This is a genomic window from Streptomyces sp. NPDC058086 (assembly GCF_042885015.1).
Taxonomy (GTDB): Bacteria; Actinomycetota; Actinomycetes; order Streptomycetales; family Streptomycetaceae; genus Streptomyces.
In genome coordinates this window covers 17866-37089 of sequence record NZ_JBHVST010000074.1, presented here as the reverse complement: position 1 = coordinate 37089, position 19224 = coordinate 17866, and the positions used below count along the sequence as shown (strand labels likewise).

Here is a 19224-nt window from a genome sequence, read left to right as displayed (position 1 = left end):
GGTTCACCCATGACAGAGCGCCAGAAGGACCGGCCGTGGCTCATGCGGACCTACGCCGGTCACTCCACCGCCGAGGCGTCCAACGAGTTGTACCGGCGCAACCTCGCCAAGGGGCAGACGGGTCTGTCCGTGGCCTTCGACCTGCCCACGCAGACCGGGTACGACCCCGACCACATCCTCGCCCGCGGCGAGGTAGGCCGGGTCGGGGTGCCGGTCTCGCACCTCGGTGACATGCGCCGGCTGTTCCAGGACATCCCCCTGGAGCAGATGAACACCTCGATGACCATCAACGCCACCGCCATGTGGATGCTGGCGCTCTACCAGGTCGTCGCCGAGGAGCAGGGCGCCGACATCACCAAGCTCCAGGGGACGACGCAGAACGACATCGTCAAGGAGTACCTGTCGCGGGGCACGCATGTCTTCCCGCCGGGGCCCTCGCTCCGGCTGACGACGGACATGATCGCGTACACGGTCTCCCACATCCCCAAGTGGAACCCGATCAACATCTGCTCGTACCACCTCCAGGAGGCGGGGGCGACCCCCGTCCAGGAGATCGCGTACGCGATGTCGACGGCCATCGCTGTGCTGGACGCCGTCCGCGACTCGGGGCAGGTGCCCGCCGAGAAGTTCGGTGATGTCGTCGCCCGTATCTCCTTCTTCGTGAACGCGGGTGTCCGGTTCATCGAGGAGATGTGCAAGATGCGGGCGTTCGGGCGGATCTGGGACCAGGTCACGCGCGAGCGGTACGGCATCCAGGACCCCAAGCAGCGGCGCTTCCGGTACGGCGTCCAGGTCAACTCGCTCGGTCTGACCGAAGCCCAGCCGGAGAACAACGTCCAGCGGATCGTCCTCGAAATGCTGGCCGTGACGCTGTCGAAGGACGCACGCGCGCGTGCCGTGCAGCTGCCCGCCTGGAACGAGGCGCTGGGGCTGCCCCGGCCCTGGGACCAGCAGTGGTCGCTGCGCATCCAGCAGGTGCTGGCCCACGAGAGCGACCTGCTGGAGTACGAGGACATCTTCGAGGGCTCGCACGTCATCGAGGCGAAGGTCGCGGCCCTCGTCGAGGAGTCGCTCGCCGAGATCGGCCGGATCGACGAGATGGGCGGGGCGATGGCCGCCGTCGAGTCGGGCTATCTGAAGTCACAGCTCGTCTCCTCGCACGCCGAGCGCCGGGCCCGGATCGAGGGCGGCACCGAGAAGATCGTCGGCGTCAACATCTTCGAGTCCACCGAGCCGAACCCGCTCACCGCCGACCTGGACGCGGCGATCCAGACGGTCGACCCGGCGGTCGAGGCCCGTGTCGTCGCCGCGCTCCAGCGGTGGCGCGACACGCGCTACCAGCCGCCGTTCAACCACCCGCGCCCCTGCAAGGCGCTGGAGCGGCTGAAGGAAGCGGCCAAGGGCACCGCCAACCTCATGGAAGCCACCCTGGAGTGCGCCCGCGCCGGCGTCACGACCGGCGAGTGGTCCGAGGCCCTGCGCGAGGTGTTCGGCGAGTTCCGGGCCCCGACGGGCGTCTCGTCCGCGCCCGTCGCGGTCACCGCCGAGGAGGGCACCGCGATGGCGCTGGTGCGACGCAAGGTCGAGGAGACCGCCCGGGACCTCGGTGTCGGCAAGCTCCGCTTCCTGGTGGGCAAGCCGGGCCTGGACGGGCACTCCAACGGCGCCGAGCAGATCGCCGTGCGGGCCCGCGACGCCGGGTTCGAGGTGGTCTACCAGGGCATACGGCTCACGCCCGAACAGATCGTGGACGCGGCCGTCGCCGAAGACGTGCACGGCGTCGGCCTGTCCATCCTCTCCGGCTCGCACGCCCAGTTGGTGCCGGACGTGCTGGAGCGGCTGCGCGAGGCCGGCGCGGCCGACATCCCGGTGATCGCCGGCGGGATCATCCCGAACGCCGACGCCGAACTGCTGCGCGCCGCGGGAGTCGCCGCGGTATTCACACCGAAGGACTTCGACATCACCGGAATCATCGGCCGTATCGTCGACGAGATCCGGAAAGCGAACAAGCTCGACCCCCTGGAGGTCCCCGCATGACCACGCCCGTCAACCGCCTTCGCCCGCGGCGTTCCTGCCTGGCCGTGCCCGGCTCGAACCCCCGCTTCCTGGAGAAGGCCCAGGGCCTCCCCGCGGACCAGGTCTTCCTGGACCTGGAGGACGCCTGCGCCCCGCTCGCCAAGCCCGAGGCGCGGCACACCATCGTGAAGTTCCTGAACGAGGGCGACTGGACCGGCAAGACGCGGGTCGTGCGGGTGAACGACTGGACGACGCACTGGACGTACCGCGATGTCGTCACGGTCGTCGAGGGCGCGGGCCAGAACCTCGACTGCATCATGCTGCCGAAGGTCCAGGACGCCCAGCAGGTCGTCGCGCTCGACCTGCTGCTGACGCAGATCGAGAAGACGATGGGCTTCGAGGTCGGCAAGATCGGCATCGAGGCGCAGATCGAGAACGCGAAGGGGCTCGTCAACGTCGACGAGATCGCGGCTGCCTCACCGCGTGTAGAGACCATCATCTTCGGCCCTGCCGACTTCATGGCCTCCATCAACATGAAGTCGCTGGTCGTGGGCGAGCAGCCGCCGGGCTACCCGGCGGACGCGTACCACTACATCCTGATGCGGATCCTGATGGCCGCCCGTACGCACGACCTCCAGGCGATCGACGGCCCCTACCTCCAGATCCGCAACCAGGAGGGCTACCGCGAGGTCGCCCGGCGCGCCGCCGCCCTGGGCTTCGACGGCAAGTGGGTGCTGCACCCGGACCAGGTCGCCGCGGCCAACGAGATCTTCTCGCCCTCCCAGGAGGACTTCGACCACGCCGAGCTCATCCTCGACGCGTACGAGTACTGCACGTCCGAGGCGGGCGGCAAGAAGGGCTCCGCGATGCTCGGCGACGAGATGATCGACGAGGCCAGCCGCAAGATGGCCCTGGTCATCTCGGGCAAGGGCCGGGCGGCCGGCATGCAGCGCACCAGCAAGTTCGAAGCCCCGGAGGCCTGAGCAGCATGCAGTTCGGACGCACGTACGAGGAGTTCGAGGTCGGCGCGGTCTACAAGCACTGGCCCGGAAAGACCGTCACGGAGTACGACGACCACCTCTTCTGTCTCCTGACCATGAACCACCACCCCCTCCACATGGACACGAACTATGCGGAGAAGACGACGGATTTCGGCAGGAACGTCGTCGTGGGCAACTACATCTACTCGCTGCTGCTCGGCATGTCCGTCCCGGACGTCTCCGGCAAGGCGATCGCCAACCTGGAGATCGAGTCGCTGAAGCACGTGGCGCCGACCTTCCACGGCGACACGATCTACGGCGAGACCACGGTCCTCGACAAGACACCCTCGAAGTCGAAGAGCGACCGCGGGATCGTCTACGTCGAGACCAAGGGCTACAAGCAGGACGGCACGCTGGTGTGCGTGTTCCGCCGCAAGGTCATGGTGCCGACCGAGACGTACATCAAGGAGCGCGGGGGCGAGCAGCCCGGCCGTCCGGAACTCAAGCAGCAGGAGAAGTAGCCATGGCGCGACTCGCCCAGACCGCCGGTCTCACCGACGTCCAGCAGGAGATCCTCTCCACCGTCCGCGACTTCGTGGACAAGGAGATCATCCCGGTCGCCACCGAGCTGGAGCACCGCGACGAGTACCCCCAGCAGATCGTCGACGGCCTCAAGGAGTTGGGCCTGTTCGGCCTGATGATCCCCGAGGAGTACGGGGGCCTGGGCGAGTCCCTCCTCACCTACGCGCTCTGCGTCGAGGAGATCGCCCGCGGCTGGATGTCGGTCTCCGGCATCATCAACACGCACTTCATCGTGGCGTACATGCTCAAGCAGCACGGCACGCAGGAGCAGAAGGACCACTTCCTGCCCCGGATGGCGCTGGGCGAGGTGCGCGGCGCGTTCTCGATGTCGGAGCCGGGTCTCGGCTCGGACGTCTCCGCGATCACCTCGAAGGCGGTCAGGGACGGCGACGAGTACGTCCTGAACGGTCAGAAGATGTGGCTGACGAACGGCGGCTCGTCGAACCTGGTGGCCGTGCTCGTGCGAAGTGACGAAGGACACCCCGAGGGCACCGCGCCCCACAAGTCGATGACGACCTTCCTGGTCGAGAAGGAGCCCGGCTTCGGAGAGGTCCGCCCCGGCCTCACCATTCCCGGGAAGATCGACAAGATGGGCTACAAGGGCGTCGACACGACCGAGCTCATCATGGACGGACTGCGCGTTCCGGCCAATCGGGTACTTGGCGGCACCACGGGCCGAGGGTTTTACCAAATGATGGACGGAGTCGAGGTCGGCCGCGTGAACGTGGCGGCACGTGGCTGCGGTGTCGCACAGCGTGCCTTTGAGCTGGGCGTCTCCTATGCCCAGCAGCGTCACACTTTCGGCAAGCCGATCGCGCAGCACCAGGCCATCCAGTTCAAGCTGGCCGAGATGGCCACCAAGGTCGAAGCGGCCCATGCAATGATGGTGAACGCGGCCCGCAAAAAGGACTCCGGGGAACGAAACGACCTCGAGGCAGGGATGGCGAAGTACCTCGCCTCCGAATACTGCAAGGAAGTAGTCGAGGACGCTTTCCGGATCCACGGCGGCTACGGTTTCTCCAAGGAGTACGAGATCGAGCGTCTCTACCGTGAGGCGCCGATGCTGCTGATCGGCGAAGGTACCGCCGAAATCCAGAAAATGATCATCGGGCGCCGACTGCTCGAAGAGTATCGACTCCAGGGTTAAGCAGGGTTGGATGCCCCAGTTCGGGGTGTTTTCTTCGAGAAGAAGATCACACCCCGTCAACACTCTTCGGCCGCCGACTCGGCTTCCTGGCTTGCCCAGTTGCGGCCCGCGACCGGTACGATCCCGGGAAAGCCGCCGTCCCCCGTTCCAGCGCGGCATCATCCGCTACGAAGGTCATCCATGCCCCACAGCCAAACCTCTGCACCTCGCGGCCGGGTCCGCCTCGCGCGCGGAGCATCGCCGTGGCTTCTCCCGACCGTTGCCACCGCAGCACTCAGCCTGGTCAAGGCGCGCCGCTCCGGCGCCGCCAAAGCCGTGGCCGTACCCGCCACCGCGCTCGCGGCGGGCATGCTGTGGTTCTTCCGTGACCCCGAGCGCGAGATCGCCCCGGGCCGGGTCATCTCGCCCGCCGACGGTGTGGTGCAGAGCATCATGCCGTGGAAGGACGGACGCACCCGCGTCGCGATCTTCATGAGCCCTCTGAACGTCCATGTCAACCGCGCGCCGCTCTCCGGCACGGTGACCTCGGTCGAGCACATCCCCGGTGGGTTCGTTCCGGCGTTCAACAAGGAGAGCGAGAACAACGAACGCGTAGTCTGGCATTTCGACACCGAACTCGGTGACATCGAGATGATCCAGATCGCCGGCGCCGTCGCCCGCCGTATCGTTCCTTATATCCCGCAGGGTACGAAGGTCGAGCAGGGCGACCGGATCGGTCTCATCCGCTTCGGCTCGCGCGTCGACATCTACCTCCCCGAGGGTGTCGAGGTCGATGTGGAAGTCGGTCAGAAGACCGTGGCTGGGGTGACTCGAATTGACCGTGATTGATCCTGAGACTCAGGCCGGCTGGGTGCCGGAGGCCGACGAGGTGGACGACGAGGAGGAAATGCCCCTCTCTCTCCGCCTCTCAATAGCGGACACCCTCACCCTCGGCAACGCCACGTGCGGCTTCATGGCGGTGTACTTCACCACCACGGGCATTCTGATCCCGCACCTCACCGGCAGCCAGGAGTCGGGCATGGGGCGCCACAGCGCCGCCACGGCCGTCATCCTGATGCTCTGCGCCGCGGTCTTCGACCTCTTCGACGGCCTCGTCGCCCGCAAGCTGCGCTCCTCCCCCATGGGCGCGGAACTGGACAACCTGTCGGACCTGATCAGCTTCGGTCTGGCGCCCGCTTACTTCGTCCTCGTCTACGGCATGGTCGCGGACGACGCGCACCAGAGAGTGGCGGCGCTCGGCGCGATCGTGGTGTTGCTCGCGGTCGTCCTCCGCCTCGCCCGCTTCTCCTGCGTCACGGTGAAGGACGGCACGTTCCAGGGCATGCCGTCGCCGTTCGGAGCGCTGACGGTGGTCTCCATCGTGCTCCTGGAGCTTCCCTTCGCGGCGACGCTGATGGCGATCCTGGGCACGGCGTGGCTGATGGTGAGCCGGGTGGAGTACCCGAAGCCGCGGGGGCGCCTCGCGGTGGCGATGCTCTCCTGGATCGTCCTGTCCATGGGTCTGCTGGCGGCGTGGGCCTTCGACGCCCCCAGCGGTCAGCTCCTGCTCCAGACCGGCTGCGCGCTGCAGCTCGTCATGGGTGCGGTGATTCCGCTGTTCGCGACGGCTCGGCGGGTGAACAACTTCCGCGACAACCGGCGTGAGGCGCGCGCGGCGCAGCTGCCGTAGCTTTTCCTCGTACACGCCCGAAGGGGCCCGAACCGGACAACCGGTTCGGGCCCCTTCGTCGTGCTCCAGGACGGGTCGGGCCAGATCGTCCCGAGAACGGGTCGTACCCAGGTCAGGTCAGGTCAGGTCAGATCAGGTCAGGAAGTCACGGGCGATGTTCTGGGCCACCGTCTCCAGGATCGGCCCCGCGTCGGAGATGCACCGCGCGATGTCGGGCTCGACCTCCGTGAGGGGGTACGCGCGCCGGATGCCAGCCCTGCCGAGCGCCTCCGGGCGCAGTGCCAGGCGCCCGCACACCGCGACGACCTCCTTGCCCGCGGCACGGGCGGCCGCGGCCACCCCCGCCGGAGCCTTGCCGTGGAGGGTCTGTTCGTCGAGGGACCCCTCACCGGTGATCACCAGGGTGGCCCTCTCCAGCGCGGGCGCGAAGCCGAGGACGTCGAGCATCACCTCGATACCGGGACGGAACCGGGCGCCCAGGACCAGCGCACCGTAGCCGATGCCGCCCGCGGCCCCCGCCCCCGGCGCCGCGGCGTACTCCGTGGCCCTGGACCCGATCGACTTCTCCAGAACCGCGGCGAAGTGCCCGAGGGCCGCGTCCAGGATCTCCACGTCGTCGGGGCTCGCCCCCTTCTGGGGGCCGTACACGGCGGGCGCGCCCTTCGGCCCGGTGAGCGGGTTGTCCACGTCGCTGGCGAGGACGAAGTCCACGGAGGCCAGACGGGGGTCCAGGCCGGACAGGTCCGCGGTCGCCACGTCACTCAGCGCCGCACCGCCGGGAGCCACCGGCTCCCCCTCCGCGTCCACGAACCGCGCCCCGAGCGCGGACAGCATCCCCGCCCCGCCGTCCGTCGTCGCGCTCCCGCCCACGCCGAACACGATCGTCCGGGCACCGGCGTCCAGCGCGGCCCGCAGGAGCTCCCCGGACCCGTACGTCGACGACGTCAGCGGCGCGAACACTCCGGCGGGCAGCCGCTGCAGTCCGCTCGCCTCCGCCATCTCGACCACCGCGGTGTCGCCACGCAGCGCGAAGGCGGCGGTGAGCTCGTCGCCCAGCGGGCCGGCGACCCGCACCTCCCGCCGTTCGAACCCGGCCGCGACCGCCGCGTCCACGGTCCCGTCGCCGCCGTCGGCCACAGGCAGCGCCTCCACCTCGGCTCCCGGCACGACACGGCGCAGCCCGGCCATGACGCGCTCCGCGACCTGCACGGCGGTCAGCGACCCCTTGAACTTGTCCGCGGCGATCAGCACACGCGGAACACGCCCGGTGCCCGCACGTGTCGTCTTCACAGCAGAGTCCGCCACCTTGCATTCCCCTTGCTTTCCGGCCTCGCACACGTCAAGGCAGTCGCGCCGCTGCGACCTTAACCGGCGGACGCCCCCGCCGTCATGCCCCGACCGGACCGTGGAACGCCGCACGCTCATGCCCGGAATTGGGTAAACCGGAGCTATGACCGTTCCTAGAGACTGAGTGGGAGTGAGTCCTGTTGCCAGATCTCGGGCTCAGCCGCGTGTCCCGAACGGTGTTGGACACGCTGGTCTCCCGCATACGCGCCGTGTCCGGGCCCGGCGCATCGTGTGCGCGGTCCGGGAACACGGGGGCGGGTTCCCTCACGCCCGAAGATGCCCGGTCCGGCCTGGACGGTCCGATGCCCCACACGATCGCTCCGGTCATGTGGGGGCGGTGCCGTCCGTCGCCGGATCGGGTGCCCTTGGGCGCGCCTGCCGATCGCGATGCTCGCGGCATCGTGCCGGCTGGTCTTGCGGGTGGTACTGGTCGTGGGACGCTGCCAGTACTGGGCGCCCCACTTGGATGTGTATGCGGGATCGACTCCGATGACCGCGATGCCCGTGGCATCGGCCATCGACGTCAGACGGGCACGAAGCCTGCCGGTGGGCAGGCCGGAGATCACCTGCCGGAACTTCTTCTTACGGCCGTGCTTCTCCCTCGTCTTCTCGGCCGTGAAGTCCAGATCCTCAATGGCGACGGCCTGCACGCGACAGGTCCTGACCCAGTTCAGCAGGCGGGTCAGTGCATGGCGGACCTGGGCGTCACGGTGATCCGCGCGGCCGGTCAGGTCGTAAGAGAAGCGGCGTGGACTGCCAACGGGATTGCCGTGCCGGTCGAGCCGCCAGGCGGCAAGGTGATCGGCATTGGTGTCCACCCCGATCACTCCGTGCGCGAGGGCTGTGCCCAGAGGGACCGCCGGGGCGGCCGCGTACTGCCAGCAGGCCGTCAGATACCAGTGGCCCCGCCCGACGTCATAGGCGTTGGTCCGCCCCGCCAGCGGGGCCGGAAGCTTGATGCTGATCTCGCCGTCCGGGCTGACGCGGATGATCTCGTTCCCGTACCGCTTCCCGGACTCCCCATCAGCGGCCAGCAACCAACGCTGCGCTTCCCACCGCTCCCGCCATCTGGCCTCGGCGAGCTGGGCGTCGGCCAGGTGGTGGCGGGCGTTCGCCAGTCGCTTGCCACCACGCACCACGCGCACCCGACCAGCCTGCCAGTCCCCCACCACCACCGCCGCACAGAAAAGGGTCACCCGTTCCCACCTCGAACACCCCAACACTCCATCTGTACGACCGAGCGGGGCAAGGCGCACCCGCTCGTACGCACTCATGTGCCGTAATGCGCAGAAAGGCGGCAGCAGATGAATGCTCCTGTGGGCACCGAACTCGCGGACCGCGTTCTCGGGGGCTGGCTGGGCCGGATCGCGGGCAACATGCTCGGCAAGCCGGTCGAGCAGGGCGACCACTGGACGCGGGACCGCATCGACCGCTATCTGCGACAGGCCGCCGCCCTGCCGCTCACCGACTATCTTCCCGAGCCCGCCACCGACGGTGACGCCGGCGAGTTCGAGCTGCGGCCCGAGTGGCGGCAATGCGTGCGCGGCCGCATCCACGGCAGCTGCCGTGACGACGACGTCGACTACGCGATCCTGGGCCTGCACCTGCTGGAGACGCACGGCTTCGGTTTCAGCACCGAGCAGGTCGGCGACCTGTGGCTGCTGAGGCTGCCGTATCTACAGACGTTCACGGCGGAGCGGGCCGCGTACCGCAACCTCGCCAACGGCATCAAACCACCGCTGACGGCCACGTACGACAATCCCTACCAGGAGTGGATCGGCGCCCTGATCCGCGCCGATGTCTACGGCTGGACCAGCCCGGGTGCGCCGCGCCGGGCGGCCTCCCTCGCCCGTCGGGACGCCGTGCTGTCCCACACCGGCAACGGCGTGTACGGGGCGATGTGGGCGGCGGCGCTCGTCTCGGCCGCGTTCACCGCGCCCACGGTCCGCCACGCGTTGGACACCGCACTGACCGTCATCCCCGCGAGCAGCCGCCTCGCCCGCACCGTACGACGGGTGCTCACGCTTCACGAGACCCGGATGACCTGGGAGGACACGCTCACCACGGTGTCCGAGGAGACCGCCGGGCTCGGCTGGATCCACACGATCCCGAACGCCGCCGTCCTCACGGCCGGGCTGCTGTACGGCGACGGCGACTTCACCCGGACCATCACACTGACCGTCCGCGGCGGCCTGGACACCGACTCGAACGGCGCGACGGCGGGCTCGGTGGCCGGGGTCCTGTGCGGGGCCGAGGCCATTCCCGCACAGTGGAAGGACCCGCTGGAGGACACCGTACGCAGCGCGGTGTTCGGCTTCGACGGCGTACGGATCAGTGAGCTGGCCACGCGGACGCTCGCGCTGAGGGAGACGGAGGGCGAGGCCCAGGGCGGGTCCGGTACCGGTCCCGACGCCCAGGACCTGTCCTAGGGCCTGTCCGACGGATGTCGGGGCCGCCGACGGGACGCCCAGGGCGTCGTCGGCGACCTCGAAGTCTCGTACGTAGGCTTCAGGGATGACCACTCCAGACTTCGCCACGTACATCGCGGGCCTCCCCCGTGTCCTCGCCGGTGCCGCCGCGCTCTTGCGCGACGGTGACGGCCGGGTGCTGCTCGTCGAGCCGAACTACCGCGAGGGCTGGGCCCTTCCGGGTGGCACCGTCGAGTCGGACGACGGGGAGACCCCGCGCCAGGGCGCGCGCCGCGAGACCGCCGAGGAGATCGGGCTCGACATCGAACTCGGCCCGCTGCTCGCGGTCGACTGGGTGCATGGGACGGCGCGACCCCCGCTCGTCGCCTACCTCTACGACGGCGGAGTCCTCGGTGAGCGGGAACTCAAGGCGATCCGGCTGCAGGAGGAGGAACTGCTGTCGTGGCGGCTGGTCCCACGGGAGGAGCTGGCCGAGTATCTGCCGGGCGCACTCGGCCGCCGGGTCCTCGCCGCGCTGGACGTGCTGACCGAGGGCGGCGGAACCGCGGAGCTGGAGAACGGCCACCGGGTGGGCTAGCCGCCCATCGGCTACGGCGAATTCGTCAACTTCACTACCTTCTCGGGGCATTGATCGGCACAATGCCCGTGTGCCGCACTACGACTACATGGAGTTCGCCCTCGACGACGGGGCCCACGTCCGGCTCGAACTCGCGGCCGCGGGGGAGGCGTCGGCGGCCCCGGCCGTCGACGCCGATCTGCCGGGCGGCATTTCCGGGGTGGTCCCGGTCGGGCGTGGCGCGCGGGTCGCGTCGCTGGCGACGGACGGTCTGCGCAGTGTGCTGAGCCCGCTGGGGCCCGTACTGCAGCAGGTGCACGACGCGATCCGCGGGATACCCGATCCGCCGCACGAGATCTCCGTCGACTTCGGCATCCAGATCGGACAGGACCTGAAGATCGGCATCGTCGGGGCCAACGGCCAGGCCAGCATGACCATTTCGGCGACCTGGCAGCTGCCCCGCCGGACGGAGCCGTGACCTGGTTCGGATCGCCGGACGACCCGTCGTCCGGCGACGCCCGCGGCGCGCTGGTGCGCGTCCTGTCCAGCGATCGCGGCAGAACCGCGGGGGCGGGTGTCTACCTCTCCGGCCGCAGGCTGCTGACCTGCGCGCATGTCATCAACCTGGCGCTCGGGCTGCGCAGCCTCAGCCCGCACAACCCGGGGAAGGTCACCCTCGACGTGTCCTTTCCGGTGCTGTCCGCCGCGGATCTGCACCAGGCCCGGCTGGTCGCCTGGATACCGCCGCGGTCCCCGCAGTACGGCCCGGTCGCCGACGGCTCCCTGGAGTGGGACGGCGATCTGGCCGTCCTGGAACTCGAGGAGGCGCCGCCCCCGCCCGTGAGCCCGGTGCGCTGGCTGGAGATGGAGCGCGGTCAGCAGGTGCGGGCCTGGTACGGCGGTGGGCAGCCGTTCTCGTACGCCGACGCGCGGGTGGGGGCGTACGACGGCCGGATCTGTTACCTCGACGGGCAGTTGTCGGGCGCTGCGGTGGACGAGGGCTACAGCGGCGGCCCCCTCTGGTCGGTGACCGACCGGGCGGCCGTCGGCCTGGTCGTAGGGCGGATCACCGCACCCGACGGGGCGTTCTCGGCCCAGCACACGCTGCGGCGCAGCTGGGGACTCGGCTGGCAGTCGGTCCTGCGGGAGCTGGCCCGGGTCGGGGTGGCACCCGAGCAGGTGAACGGCAGCCGGGAGCGGTCGGCCGCGACCCTCGCCGAGGCCGAGTCGGTGCGCGACATGATGGTCGGCCCGCTGCACAGCCTGCTCGGCGACCCGCGGGCGCGCGCCGACCACGCCACCGTGCTCGCCGCCCAGCTCGCGCTGCGGACCCCGGGCGACGGGAGCGCGCCGACCGTGGAGGAGCTCGCCCATCTGCTCAGCGGCACGGAGCGGGCGCTGCCCACGCTCGCCGAGTCGCTCGCGCCCAAGGTGGCGGACGATCCGCGCGGCCGGGCCGAGCTCGACCGACTGCTCGCCCTGGGCCGACTGACGGAGGCGGCGCGGCTGCTGTCGGTGGCCGAACACCGGGCGCTGGTGGTCAAGTTGGAGCACCTCACCGAGCACGATCCGGGTCTGCTGCCGCGGGCCGCGACCGCCGCGCTGCCCTACGTGGACCTGCCGCGTTCGCTGCAGGCGGCCCGCCTGGCACCGTCCGCCGTGCCCGCGGTCGTCCATGAACTGGAGGGCTGGTACGGGGACGGGTCGCCCGTGCCCGACGAGTCGCCCCGGCTGCCCGCGCTGCTGCGGGTCGTCGAGTACGTGGCGGCGGAGACGTCCGGCGATCTGGCCCGGCAGGCGCTGCGGGAGTGGAGCGGCCGGGTCGCCGCCCGCCTGGGCATTCACTCCTCTGCGCTGCAGGAGCGGCGCGGGGATGCGGACCGCTGGTCCCGGCGGTCCGCGCCGGCCGGTGTGCGGGTCCTGGTGGAGCTGGACCGGTACGCCAAGGATCCGGCCGGCCACTACCGCTGCTCGGTGTGGCGGCTGCGCCCCGACGGCACCCCGGCGCGCGCCGCCTCGGAGTCCGACCGGCCGCGCACCGGACGGGAGATCGCCCGGCTGGTCCGGGAGGTGGCCGGGGGCGCGGAGGGTGCCGGGGACGGGGTCGCGCTGGTCGCCGTGTCGGTGCCGCCGGACGCGCTGGAGCTCGCGCTCGACGAGTGGGACGGGGCGGGCGCCGAGGAGTACATCTCCGCGCGGCTCGGTGAGGACTTCCACCTCGTGCTGCGCTGCCCGAAGATCCGGCGGCGTTCGCGCACCGGACCCGCCGATCTCAAGCGGCGCTGGAACGCCCGTCACCAGAGCGACACCCTCCTCGCGGACCACAGGATCGGCGGCCGAGCGGGACTCATCGGGCTGCTGAAGACAACCCATCGGGACACCGCGCGCGTCCTTGTGCACGGAAGCACCGAGCACCGCGGCGAGTTGCTGCCCGTGTGCCTGGTGATGGGGGTGCCGGTCGTGCTCTGGGACCGGGCCGCCCCCGGTCCGGACGACTGCGCCCCGCTCGACGCCCTGGCACCTCACGGTCCCATGGACGGACTCCCGGAGCGCGTACGGCACTTCAGGGTCCGCGCCTACGCGGACCGGGCGGTGCCCGCGCGTCCCGCCCTGGTGTGGGAGGACATCGAGCTGCCGCTGCCCGACGAACTCCAGCTCGCCGACCCCTCGGAAGGAACGGAGCGGACAGGATGACCCAGCAGACGCAGGACGGGTGGCGGCTGTTCCGCGGGGACCGCGTGGCCCGTGAGGTGGAGTTCCCCGAGGCGCCGCCCTGGCGGCAGTTCGGCGACGGATCGGGCGGCCGCACACGGCACCGTCCGTATCTGATCGGGCGCACGGAGGCGGACGTGGTCAGCGCCGCCCTCCATCTGCGCCGGCCGCTGCTCGTCACCGGGCACCCGGGCACCGGCAAGTCCTCGCTGGCGCACGCCATCGCGCACGAGCTGTCCCTCGGACCGGTGCTCCAATGGCCCGTCAACAGCCGCTCCGTCCTCAAGGACGCCCTGTACGGCTACGACGCGATCGGCAGGCTGCGCGAGACGCATCTGCGCCAGGAGCGCGGGGACCCCGAGCCCGACATCGGCACCTATGTGCGGCTCGGGCCGCTCGGTACCGCGCTGGTGCCGCGCGACCGGCCGCGGCTGCTGCTCGTGGACGAGCTCGACAAGGGCGACGTCGACCTCCCGAACGATCTGCTGACCGTGTTCGAGGAGGGCGAGTTCGAGATTCCCGAGCTGTCCCGGCTGCCGGAGACCCAGTCCGAGGTGCCGGTGCTGACCCATGGCTCGGGCGGCGAGCGGGTCACCGTGACGCGCGGGGTGGTGCGCTGCCGGGAGTTCCCCGTCGTGGTGATCACCAGCAACGGCGAACGGGACTTCCCGCCGGCGTTCATGCGCCGCTGCGTACGGCTGGATCTGCCGGACCCGGACGAGGCCCGGCTGCGGGACATCGTCGCCGCGCACCTCGGTGAGGACGCGCTGTCCGACGTGGACGACCTGTTGCACGCCTTCCTCAACCGCCGGGCCCCGGGCGAACTCGCCACCGACCAGCTGCTCAACGCCGTGTTCCTGCGCAAGGGCGGAGTCGATCTGGACGCCGAAGGGCTGCTGGACGCCGTACTCCACCGCCTGGGCGGGATGGTCTAGCGTGCGCGGGGGCAGCGGGAGCGACCCGCGTGACACCGGCGGCGGGCCAGGCGGCCCGGACGTTCCGGGTGCCTCGCCGATCCTGCCCCCGTTGAGCAAACTCGGCCGGCTGGCCGGGCACGAGCTGTCGATCCATGAACTGCTCGACACCCTGTGGCTGGCGACGCGGCTTCCCCCGGGAGCCGCGGCGCCGCTCGCGAGCGCGCTGGCCGCGGACGCCGGACCGCCGCCGGGCGCCGGCGCGGGAGACGCCGAGCGCTCCACGGCCGGGGCCGCCCCGGCCGGGCCCGACTCCCCCGCGTCCGCCACGCCGTCCCAACCACCGCCTCCCGCCCAGCTGTTGGGCGCGCTGCACGCGGCTGCGGCGGCGCGCAGCGCGCCCGAGTTCGCGGACCTCGCCGCGCCGGGGCTGCGCGGTGCGCCCGGTGAGGGCGCGCTGCCCGTACGGGTCCCCGAGGAGAAGGCGCTCGGGTCGGACGAGCTGCGCCTCAGTCGTGCGCTCCGCCTGCTGAAACAGCCCCAGCCCGGGCCGTTGAAGCGGGAGTTCGACGAGGAGGCCACCGCGGCCGCCATGGCCGAGACGGGCCTGCCCGACGTGGTGACTCGCCCCGCCCGGCAGCGCTGGCTCGACCTCACCCTCCTCATCGACGACGGCATCTCGATGCTGCTGTGGCGGCGGCTGGCGATGGAACTGCGCGCTCTGCTGGAACGCCTGGGCGCCTTCCGCGACATCCGTGTGCACGGCCTGGACACCCGGTCGGCGGGGGCGCCGCTGCTGCGTTCCCGCCCCTTCGACCCGCACGCCCCGCTGCTCTCCCCCGCGTCGGTCGCCGACCCCTCGGGCGGCACGCTGGTGCTGGTGATCAGCGACGGCGTCGGCGCCTGCTGGCGGGACGGGCGACTGCACGCGGCGCTGGAACGCTGGGCGCACCAGGGGCCGACGGCGATCATGCACGCACTGCCCTCCCACATGTGGGACGGGTCGGGCATCCGCTCGGAGCCGTGGCTGGTGACGACCCGGCGGCGCGGCGCGGCGAACGACACCTGGGAGGTGGCCGACCCGCTGCTGCCGCCGGGGCTCGGTGACGAGTTCCCCGGGGTCCCCGTCCCCGTACTGGAGCCGTATCCCCCGGCGGTCGCCGCGTGGGCGCGGCTGGTGGCCTCGCCGGGCGGCAGCGCGGAGCTGCCGCTGCTGGCGCCGCTGCAGGCGAAGGCGCCACGGGCCGGGGCCGACACCCGGGGCGGTGGCGCGGCGGACGCCGTGCTCAGGTTCCGGGACGCCGCGTCGCCGGGGGCCTACCGGCTGGCCGCTCATCTCGCGGCGGTGTCCCCGCTCACGGTGCCCGTGATGCGGCTGGTGCAGGCGGCCGTGCCGTGGCGGGCCGACACCGCGCATCTGGCCGAGGTGTTCCTCGGCGGTCTGATGCGCCAGGTGGAGCCGGTCGACGAGCGGCTGCCGGCCCAGCACCGCCGGTTCGGTTTCGCCGGCGAGGCCCAGGAGATCCTGCTCGACACCGCGTCCCCGATCGATCTGCTGCGCACCACCCGGGCGGTCACCGCGCGGCTGCGCACCCTGGTGGGCCGCTCCCCCGACTTCCCCGCATGGCTCGCCCACCCCTCCGGGACGGGTGAACTCCTGCCCGGGACGCGGCCGTTCGCCTGGCTGGAGGACCGTCTCCTCACCCACCTGGGTGCCAAACCGATGGCGCCGACGCCGCCGCGCACCACCGAGTACGAGGAGGTGCGGCTGCCGTCGGGCCTGGACGCGGCCCCGTCGTGGCTGCCGCTGCGACTGCAGGACCTGCACACCCTGGGCCCGTACACGCTGCTGCAACGCGACGGCACGGGCGGCAAGCCCACCGCGTACATCGGGGAGGACGAGGACGGGCAGCGGGTACTGCTGCGGGTGTCGTACTCCTTCGACTCGCCCGTGGCGCAGGAGTTGCTCGACGTGGAACGCCGGGCGCTGCGCCGCATGGACGGGATGTACGCGCCCGCCGTGGTCCGCAGCGACCTGGAGGGCCCCACGCCGTGGCTGGCGCTGCGTCTGGACACGCTGAGCAGTGGACTGCCCGCGCCCACGCTGCGTGCCGTGCTCGACGCGGCCGGGGCGCTGCCCGGGACCCCGCTGTTCACCTGGCTGGGCTGGAACCTGGCGCGGGCGCTGACCCGCTGCCACCACAAGGGCATCGTGCACAGCGCGCTGACCCCGGGCACCGTGCTGGTCACGGAGTCGACGCTGCACCTCATCGGCTGGACGTCGGCGCGCATCGACGGCGCGTGGAGCGCGTCGACACCGTCCACGCCGGCCAACTCCCCCTACAGGGCTCCCGAGGTGACGTACTGGGGCGAGTCCCGGATCACGGCGGGCGACGTGTACGCCCTCGGTTCCATCCTGTTGCAGGCCGCGACCGGCCGGCCGTGGCGCTGGTACGAGAACGACGCGCTGCGCAGGAGTCCGGAGCTCGCGCAACTCGACGAGACGATCGCGGAGTTGCTGCTGCGCTGTGTCGAGCCCGAGCCCGCGGGGCGGCCGACCGCCCGCGAGGTGGCGGACGCCTTCGGGGCGCTGCTGCCGGGCGGGGTGGAGTGGGAGGACGTGGAGAGCGGCTCCGGTGGGGACGACGACAGCCCCGCCGTCGAGCCGGAGACGGCGGTCGACGAGGAGGACGACCACGAGGAGTGGATGCGCACCATCCGGACCCCCTTGCCGGAGCCCTTGCGGATCGCGCTCGTGGGCGTCAAGGACGGGGTCGGCTGCACCACGACCACGATGGTGCTGGGGGCCGTACTGGCCGACCAGCGGCAGGAGCGGGTGCTCGCCATCGACGCCGACCGCCACACGGGCAGCCAGGTCCGGATCGGCGGGCGGGTCTTCCGCAACACCCTGGCCAGCCTGTCCGACCTGGCCGAGTCGCTGCGCGAGGTGCGGCACTTCGAGGATCTCCAGCTGTTCCTGTCCCCGCACCGGTCGGGGCTCCAGGTTCTCGCCAACGACTCCGTCTCCCGCATCGCGTCGGTCGGCCAGTTCACGGACTACGACTTCCACCGGGTGGCCCGCACCACCCAGGAGTACTTCGACCTCACCCTGGTCGACTCCGACAAGTTCATGCCGACGGTGCTGAGGGCGGCCGACCGCGTGGTCATCGTCTCGCGGGCCGACCCCGCCGGTCTGACCCAGGCACAGCAGGCCATGGACCGTCTTGTCACCCTCGACCTGCCGGACCTGGTCCGCGAGGCCGTCGTCGTCCTCAACCACAGCCGCCCCGCGGCCGGCTGGACGCTCGACGCCGCCAGTATCCGCGGCCTGAGCTCCCGCTGCCGAGGCGTCGTCATGGTCCCCCGCGACGGCCACCTCACCATGGGCAGCACGGTCGAACTCTCCTGGCTGACCCCCGAGGCCTACAAGGCGTACCTGCGCCTCGCCGCCCTGCTGTTGGGTCCCCGCCCCGTCTTCCCCTGACCCCGGCCGGCACCCCCACGTACACCCCCCCCGAATTCCGTTCGCCGTCGCGCCCCGCGCGATCTGCCCTCGGCACCATGACCAAGCCCCTCGTTGCCCTGCTCAGTGGCGCCGGTATCTCCACGGAACGGAGCATCGGCAGAAGTAACCGGTCTACGAGCACGGCTTGACATGGATCAAGCCGTCGTTCGTACGATCGGTGGCCGCCTCCGAGAAGACGAGCGCTTGATCCACGTCATCCTGTCCCGCTTTCGCGTAGTTGGGAAACTGTCCTCCCGAGCGGCGGGCAAGCTGACGTCTCGGGAGTGCGCCTGTTAGTTGCTCGCCCTTCGACAGCCCGTTGGGCAGCCACTGTGGGCGGAACGTGGATCTCAGTCGACGAGCACAGCCGGCCGGCGCGGGCCACCCCCCTGATATCCGCTCGCTCCTAGCAGGCAAGCGTCCTACTCTCGGCCCATGAACAGGCCACTCGTCGCCATCCTCAGTGGAGCAGGGATCTCCACCGATTCCGGAATCCCCGATTATCGCGGTCCGAACGGGCTGTGGCGGCGGGATCCCGAGGCCGAGAAGCTCGTGACCTACGAGTACTACATGGGCGATCCCGAGATCAGGTGCCAGGCCTGGCAGATGCGGCGGAGGAACCGCACGCTTAAGGCAGAGCCCAATGCCGCGCACCGCGCCGTGGCTGAGCTGGAGCGGGCCGGGGTGCCGGTGCGGGTGATCACGCAGAACGTGGACGGGCTGCACCAGCTCGCCGGACTGCCCACCCGCAAGGTCCTCGAACTGCACGGCACCGCACGGAAGTTCGTGTGCACCAAGTGCCATGCCCGCGGGCCCATGGAGGACGCCATCGCCCGCGTCGAAGCCGGCGAAGACGATCCGCCCTGCCTGGAGTGTGGCGGCATCCTGAAGTCGGCAACCGTGATGTTCGGCGAGCGCCTCGACCCGGTGGTCCTCGGCGAGGCCCTCGCGATCACCAAGGCCTGCACCGTGTTCATCGCGGTCGGCACCAGCCTGCAGGTCCAGCCCGCCGCCGGGCTCGCCGGCGTCGCCGCCGACAACGGCGCCCGACTGGTCATCGTCAACGCCGAGCCGACACCGTACGACGAACGTGCCGACGAAGTGATCCGCCAACCCATCGGCACCGCCCTGCCCGAACTGCTGCAGCAACTGAGCGCAGAGAGCGCCTACTAGCGCTGTTGGGTATCGGCTATCACGCGCGACGCCTCATGAAGTCCAGATCAGTAACTGATCAAGAGCCTATCCGTCCAATTCAGAAGCCGCGGCGTCCCGACCCTCAGCCAAAATGACGCGATGCCGCCTTGCGGCGAAGGGATTCCGTCACGGACCTCGCCCGCATACGGCACGTCAGGGCGGAGCCATGTGAC

Annotated in this window: 14 protein-coding genes and 1 pseudogene; 13 read left to right on the top strand and 2 right to left on the bottom strand. The window is 70.8% G+C overall.

The genetic code is table 11. The annotated features are described in order from the left end of the window. The first annotated feature begins 9 nt into the window (after positions 1 to 9). The 6 genes from ACFVWD_RS39825 (at position 10) to pssA (ending at position 6394) form a co-directional block, all read left to right on the top strand. Entirely contained in the window at positions 10 to 2037 is a 2028-nt protein-coding gene (locus tag ACFVWD_RS39825) for a protein meaA (RefSeq protein ID WP_389602863.1), read from the top strand. Beyond that, a complete protein-coding gene (locus tag ACFVWD_RS39820; RefSeq protein ID WP_101401792.1) occupies positions 2034 to 2999 on the top strand; it encodes a CoA ester lyase in 966 nt (321 codons plus the stop codon). Before ACFVWD_RS39825 ends, ACFVWD_RS39820 begins: the two co-directional genes overlap by 4 nt. 5 nt (positions 3000 to 3004) lie before the next feature. Further along, positions 3005 to 3517, top strand: a complete 513-nt coding sequence (locus ACFVWD_RS39815; RefSeq protein ID WP_168497390.1) for a MaoC family dehydratase — start codon at positions 3005 to 3007, stop codon at positions 3515 to 3517. 2 nt (positions 3518 to 3519) lie between these two features. Then, positions 3520 to 4725, top strand: coding sequence for an acyl-CoA dehydrogenase family protein (locus tag ACFVWD_RS39810; protein ID WP_101401790.1), 1206 nt, complete (start codon positions 3520 to 3522; stop codon positions 4723 to 4725). 180 nt (positions 4726 to 4905) lie between these two features. Further along, positions 4906 to 5553 (top strand): phosphatidylserine decarboxylase, encoded by a 648-nt coding sequence (locus ACFVWD_RS39805; protein ID WP_079064788.1) that lies wholly within the window; start codon positions 4906 to 4908, stop codon positions 5551 to 5553. A 22-nt stretch (positions 5554 to 5575) separates the two neighbouring features. Continuing rightward, entirely contained in the window at positions 5576 to 6394 is an 819-nt protein-coding gene (gene pssA / locus ACFVWD_RS39800; protein ID WP_101401789.1) for a CDP-diacylglycerol--serine O-phosphatidyltransferase, read from the top strand. A gap of 132 nt (positions 6395 to 6526) precedes the next feature. On the opposite strand, the gene ACFVWD_RS39795 is transcribed toward pssA, so the two are convergent. Both ACFVWD_RS39795 and ACFVWD_RS39790 read right to left on the bottom strand, forming a co-directional pair. After that, on the bottom strand, positions 6527 to 7645 hold the full coding sequence (locus ACFVWD_RS39795; RefSeq protein ID WP_389602875.1) for a glycerate kinase: 1119 nt from the start codon (positions 7643 to 7645) through the stop codon (positions 6527 to 6529). A gap of 209 nt (positions 7646 to 7854) precedes the next feature. Beyond that, positions 7855 to 8913, bottom strand: a pseudogene (locus ACFVWD_RS39790) (IS200/IS605 family accessory protein TnpB-related protein); the annotation flags it as partial. A gap of 132 nt (positions 8914 to 9045) precedes the next feature. Between ACFVWD_RS39790 and ACFVWD_RS39785 the strand changes: the two are divergent. The 7 genes from ACFVWD_RS39785 to ACFVWD_RS39755 all read left to right on the top strand — a co-directional run bounded on the left by ACFVWD_RS39785 (position 9046) and on the right by ACFVWD_RS39755 (position 19030). After that, positions 9046 to 10170 carry an ADP-ribosylglycohydrolase family protein gene (locus ACFVWD_RS39785; protein WP_389602862.1) on the top strand — a complete coding sequence of 375 codons (1125 nt, stop codon included), beginning with the start codon at positions 9046 to 9048 and terminating at the stop codon, positions 10168 to 10170. A gap of 85 nt (positions 10171 to 10255) precedes the next feature. Beyond that, positions 10256 to 10747 (top strand): NUDIX domain-containing protein, encoded by a 492-nt coding sequence (locus ACFVWD_RS39780; RefSeq protein WP_389602861.1) that lies wholly within the window; start codon positions 10256 to 10258, stop codon positions 10745 to 10747. Between the two features lie 70 nt (positions 10748 to 10817). Then, positions 10818 to 11204: a CU044_2847 family protein gene (locus ACFVWD_RS39775; protein WP_060901035.1), complete on the top strand. Its 387-nt coding sequence runs from the start codon at positions 10818 to 10820 to the stop codon at positions 11202 to 11204. Next, positions 11201 to 13420: a trypsin-like peptidase domain-containing protein gene (locus tag ACFVWD_RS39770; protein WP_389602860.1), complete on the top strand. Its 2220-nt coding sequence runs from the start codon at positions 11201 to 11203 to the stop codon at positions 13418 to 13420. The genes ACFVWD_RS39775 and ACFVWD_RS39770 overlap by 4 nt, the downstream gene beginning before the upstream one ends. Beyond that, positions 13417 to 14373 (top strand): MoxR family ATPase, encoded by a 957-nt coding sequence (locus tag ACFVWD_RS39765; RefSeq protein ID WP_168497384.1) that lies wholly within the window; start codon positions 13417 to 13419, stop codon positions 14371 to 14373. The genes ACFVWD_RS39770 and ACFVWD_RS39765 overlap by 4 nt, the downstream gene beginning before the upstream one ends. Before the next feature lie 91 nt (positions 14374 to 14464). Then, entirely contained in the window at positions 14465 to 17836 is a 3372-nt protein-coding gene (locus ACFVWD_RS39760) for an SAV_2336 N-terminal domain-related protein (RefSeq protein ID WP_389602859.1), read from the top strand. Positions 17837 to 18292: 456 nt separating this feature from the next. After that, on the top strand, positions 18293 to 19030 hold the full coding sequence (locus tag ACFVWD_RS39755) for an NAD-dependent deacetylase (protein ID WP_389602858.1): 738 nt from the start codon (positions 18293 to 18295) through the stop codon (positions 19028 to 19030). Positions 19031 to 19224: the final 194 nt, after the last annotated feature.

Excerpts from the sequence above, each read along its gene's own strand:
- ACFVWD_RS39825 (WP_389602863.1), top strand. The coding sequence starts at position 10 with ATGACAGAGCGCCAGAAGGACCGGCCGTGGCTCATGCGGACCTACGCC.
- ACFVWD_RS39820 (WP_101401792.1), top strand. The coding sequence starts at position 2,034 with ATGACCACGCCCGTCAACCGCCTTCGCCCGCGGCGTTCCTGCCTGGCC.
- ACFVWD_RS39815 (WP_168497390.1), top strand. The coding sequence starts at position 3,005 with ATGCAGTTCGGACGCACGTACGAGGAGTTCGAGGTCGGCGCGGTCTAC.
- ACFVWD_RS39810 (WP_101401790.1), top strand. The coding sequence starts at position 3,520 with ATGGCGCGACTCGCCCAGACCGCCGGTCTCACCGACGTCCAGCAGGAG.
- ACFVWD_RS39805 (WP_079064788.1), top strand. The coding sequence starts at position 4,906 with ATGCCCCACAGCCAAACCTCTGCACCTCGCGGCCGGGTCCGCCTCGCG.
- ACFVWD_RS39785 (WP_389602862.1), top strand. The coding sequence starts at position 9,046 with ATGAATGCTCCTGTGGGCACCGAACTCGCGGACCGCGTTCTCGGGGGC.
- ACFVWD_RS39780 (WP_389602861.1), top strand. The coding sequence starts at position 10,256 with ATGACCACTCCAGACTTCGCCACGTACATCGCGGGCCTCCCCCGTGTC.
- ACFVWD_RS39765 (WP_168497384.1), top strand. The coding sequence starts at position 13,417 with ATGACCCAGCAGACGCAGGACGGGTGGCGGCTGTTCCGCGGGGACCGC.
- ACFVWD_RS39755 (WP_389602858.1), top strand. The coding sequence starts at position 18,293 with ATGAACAGGCCACTCGTCGCCATCCTCAGTGGAGCAGGGATCTCCACC.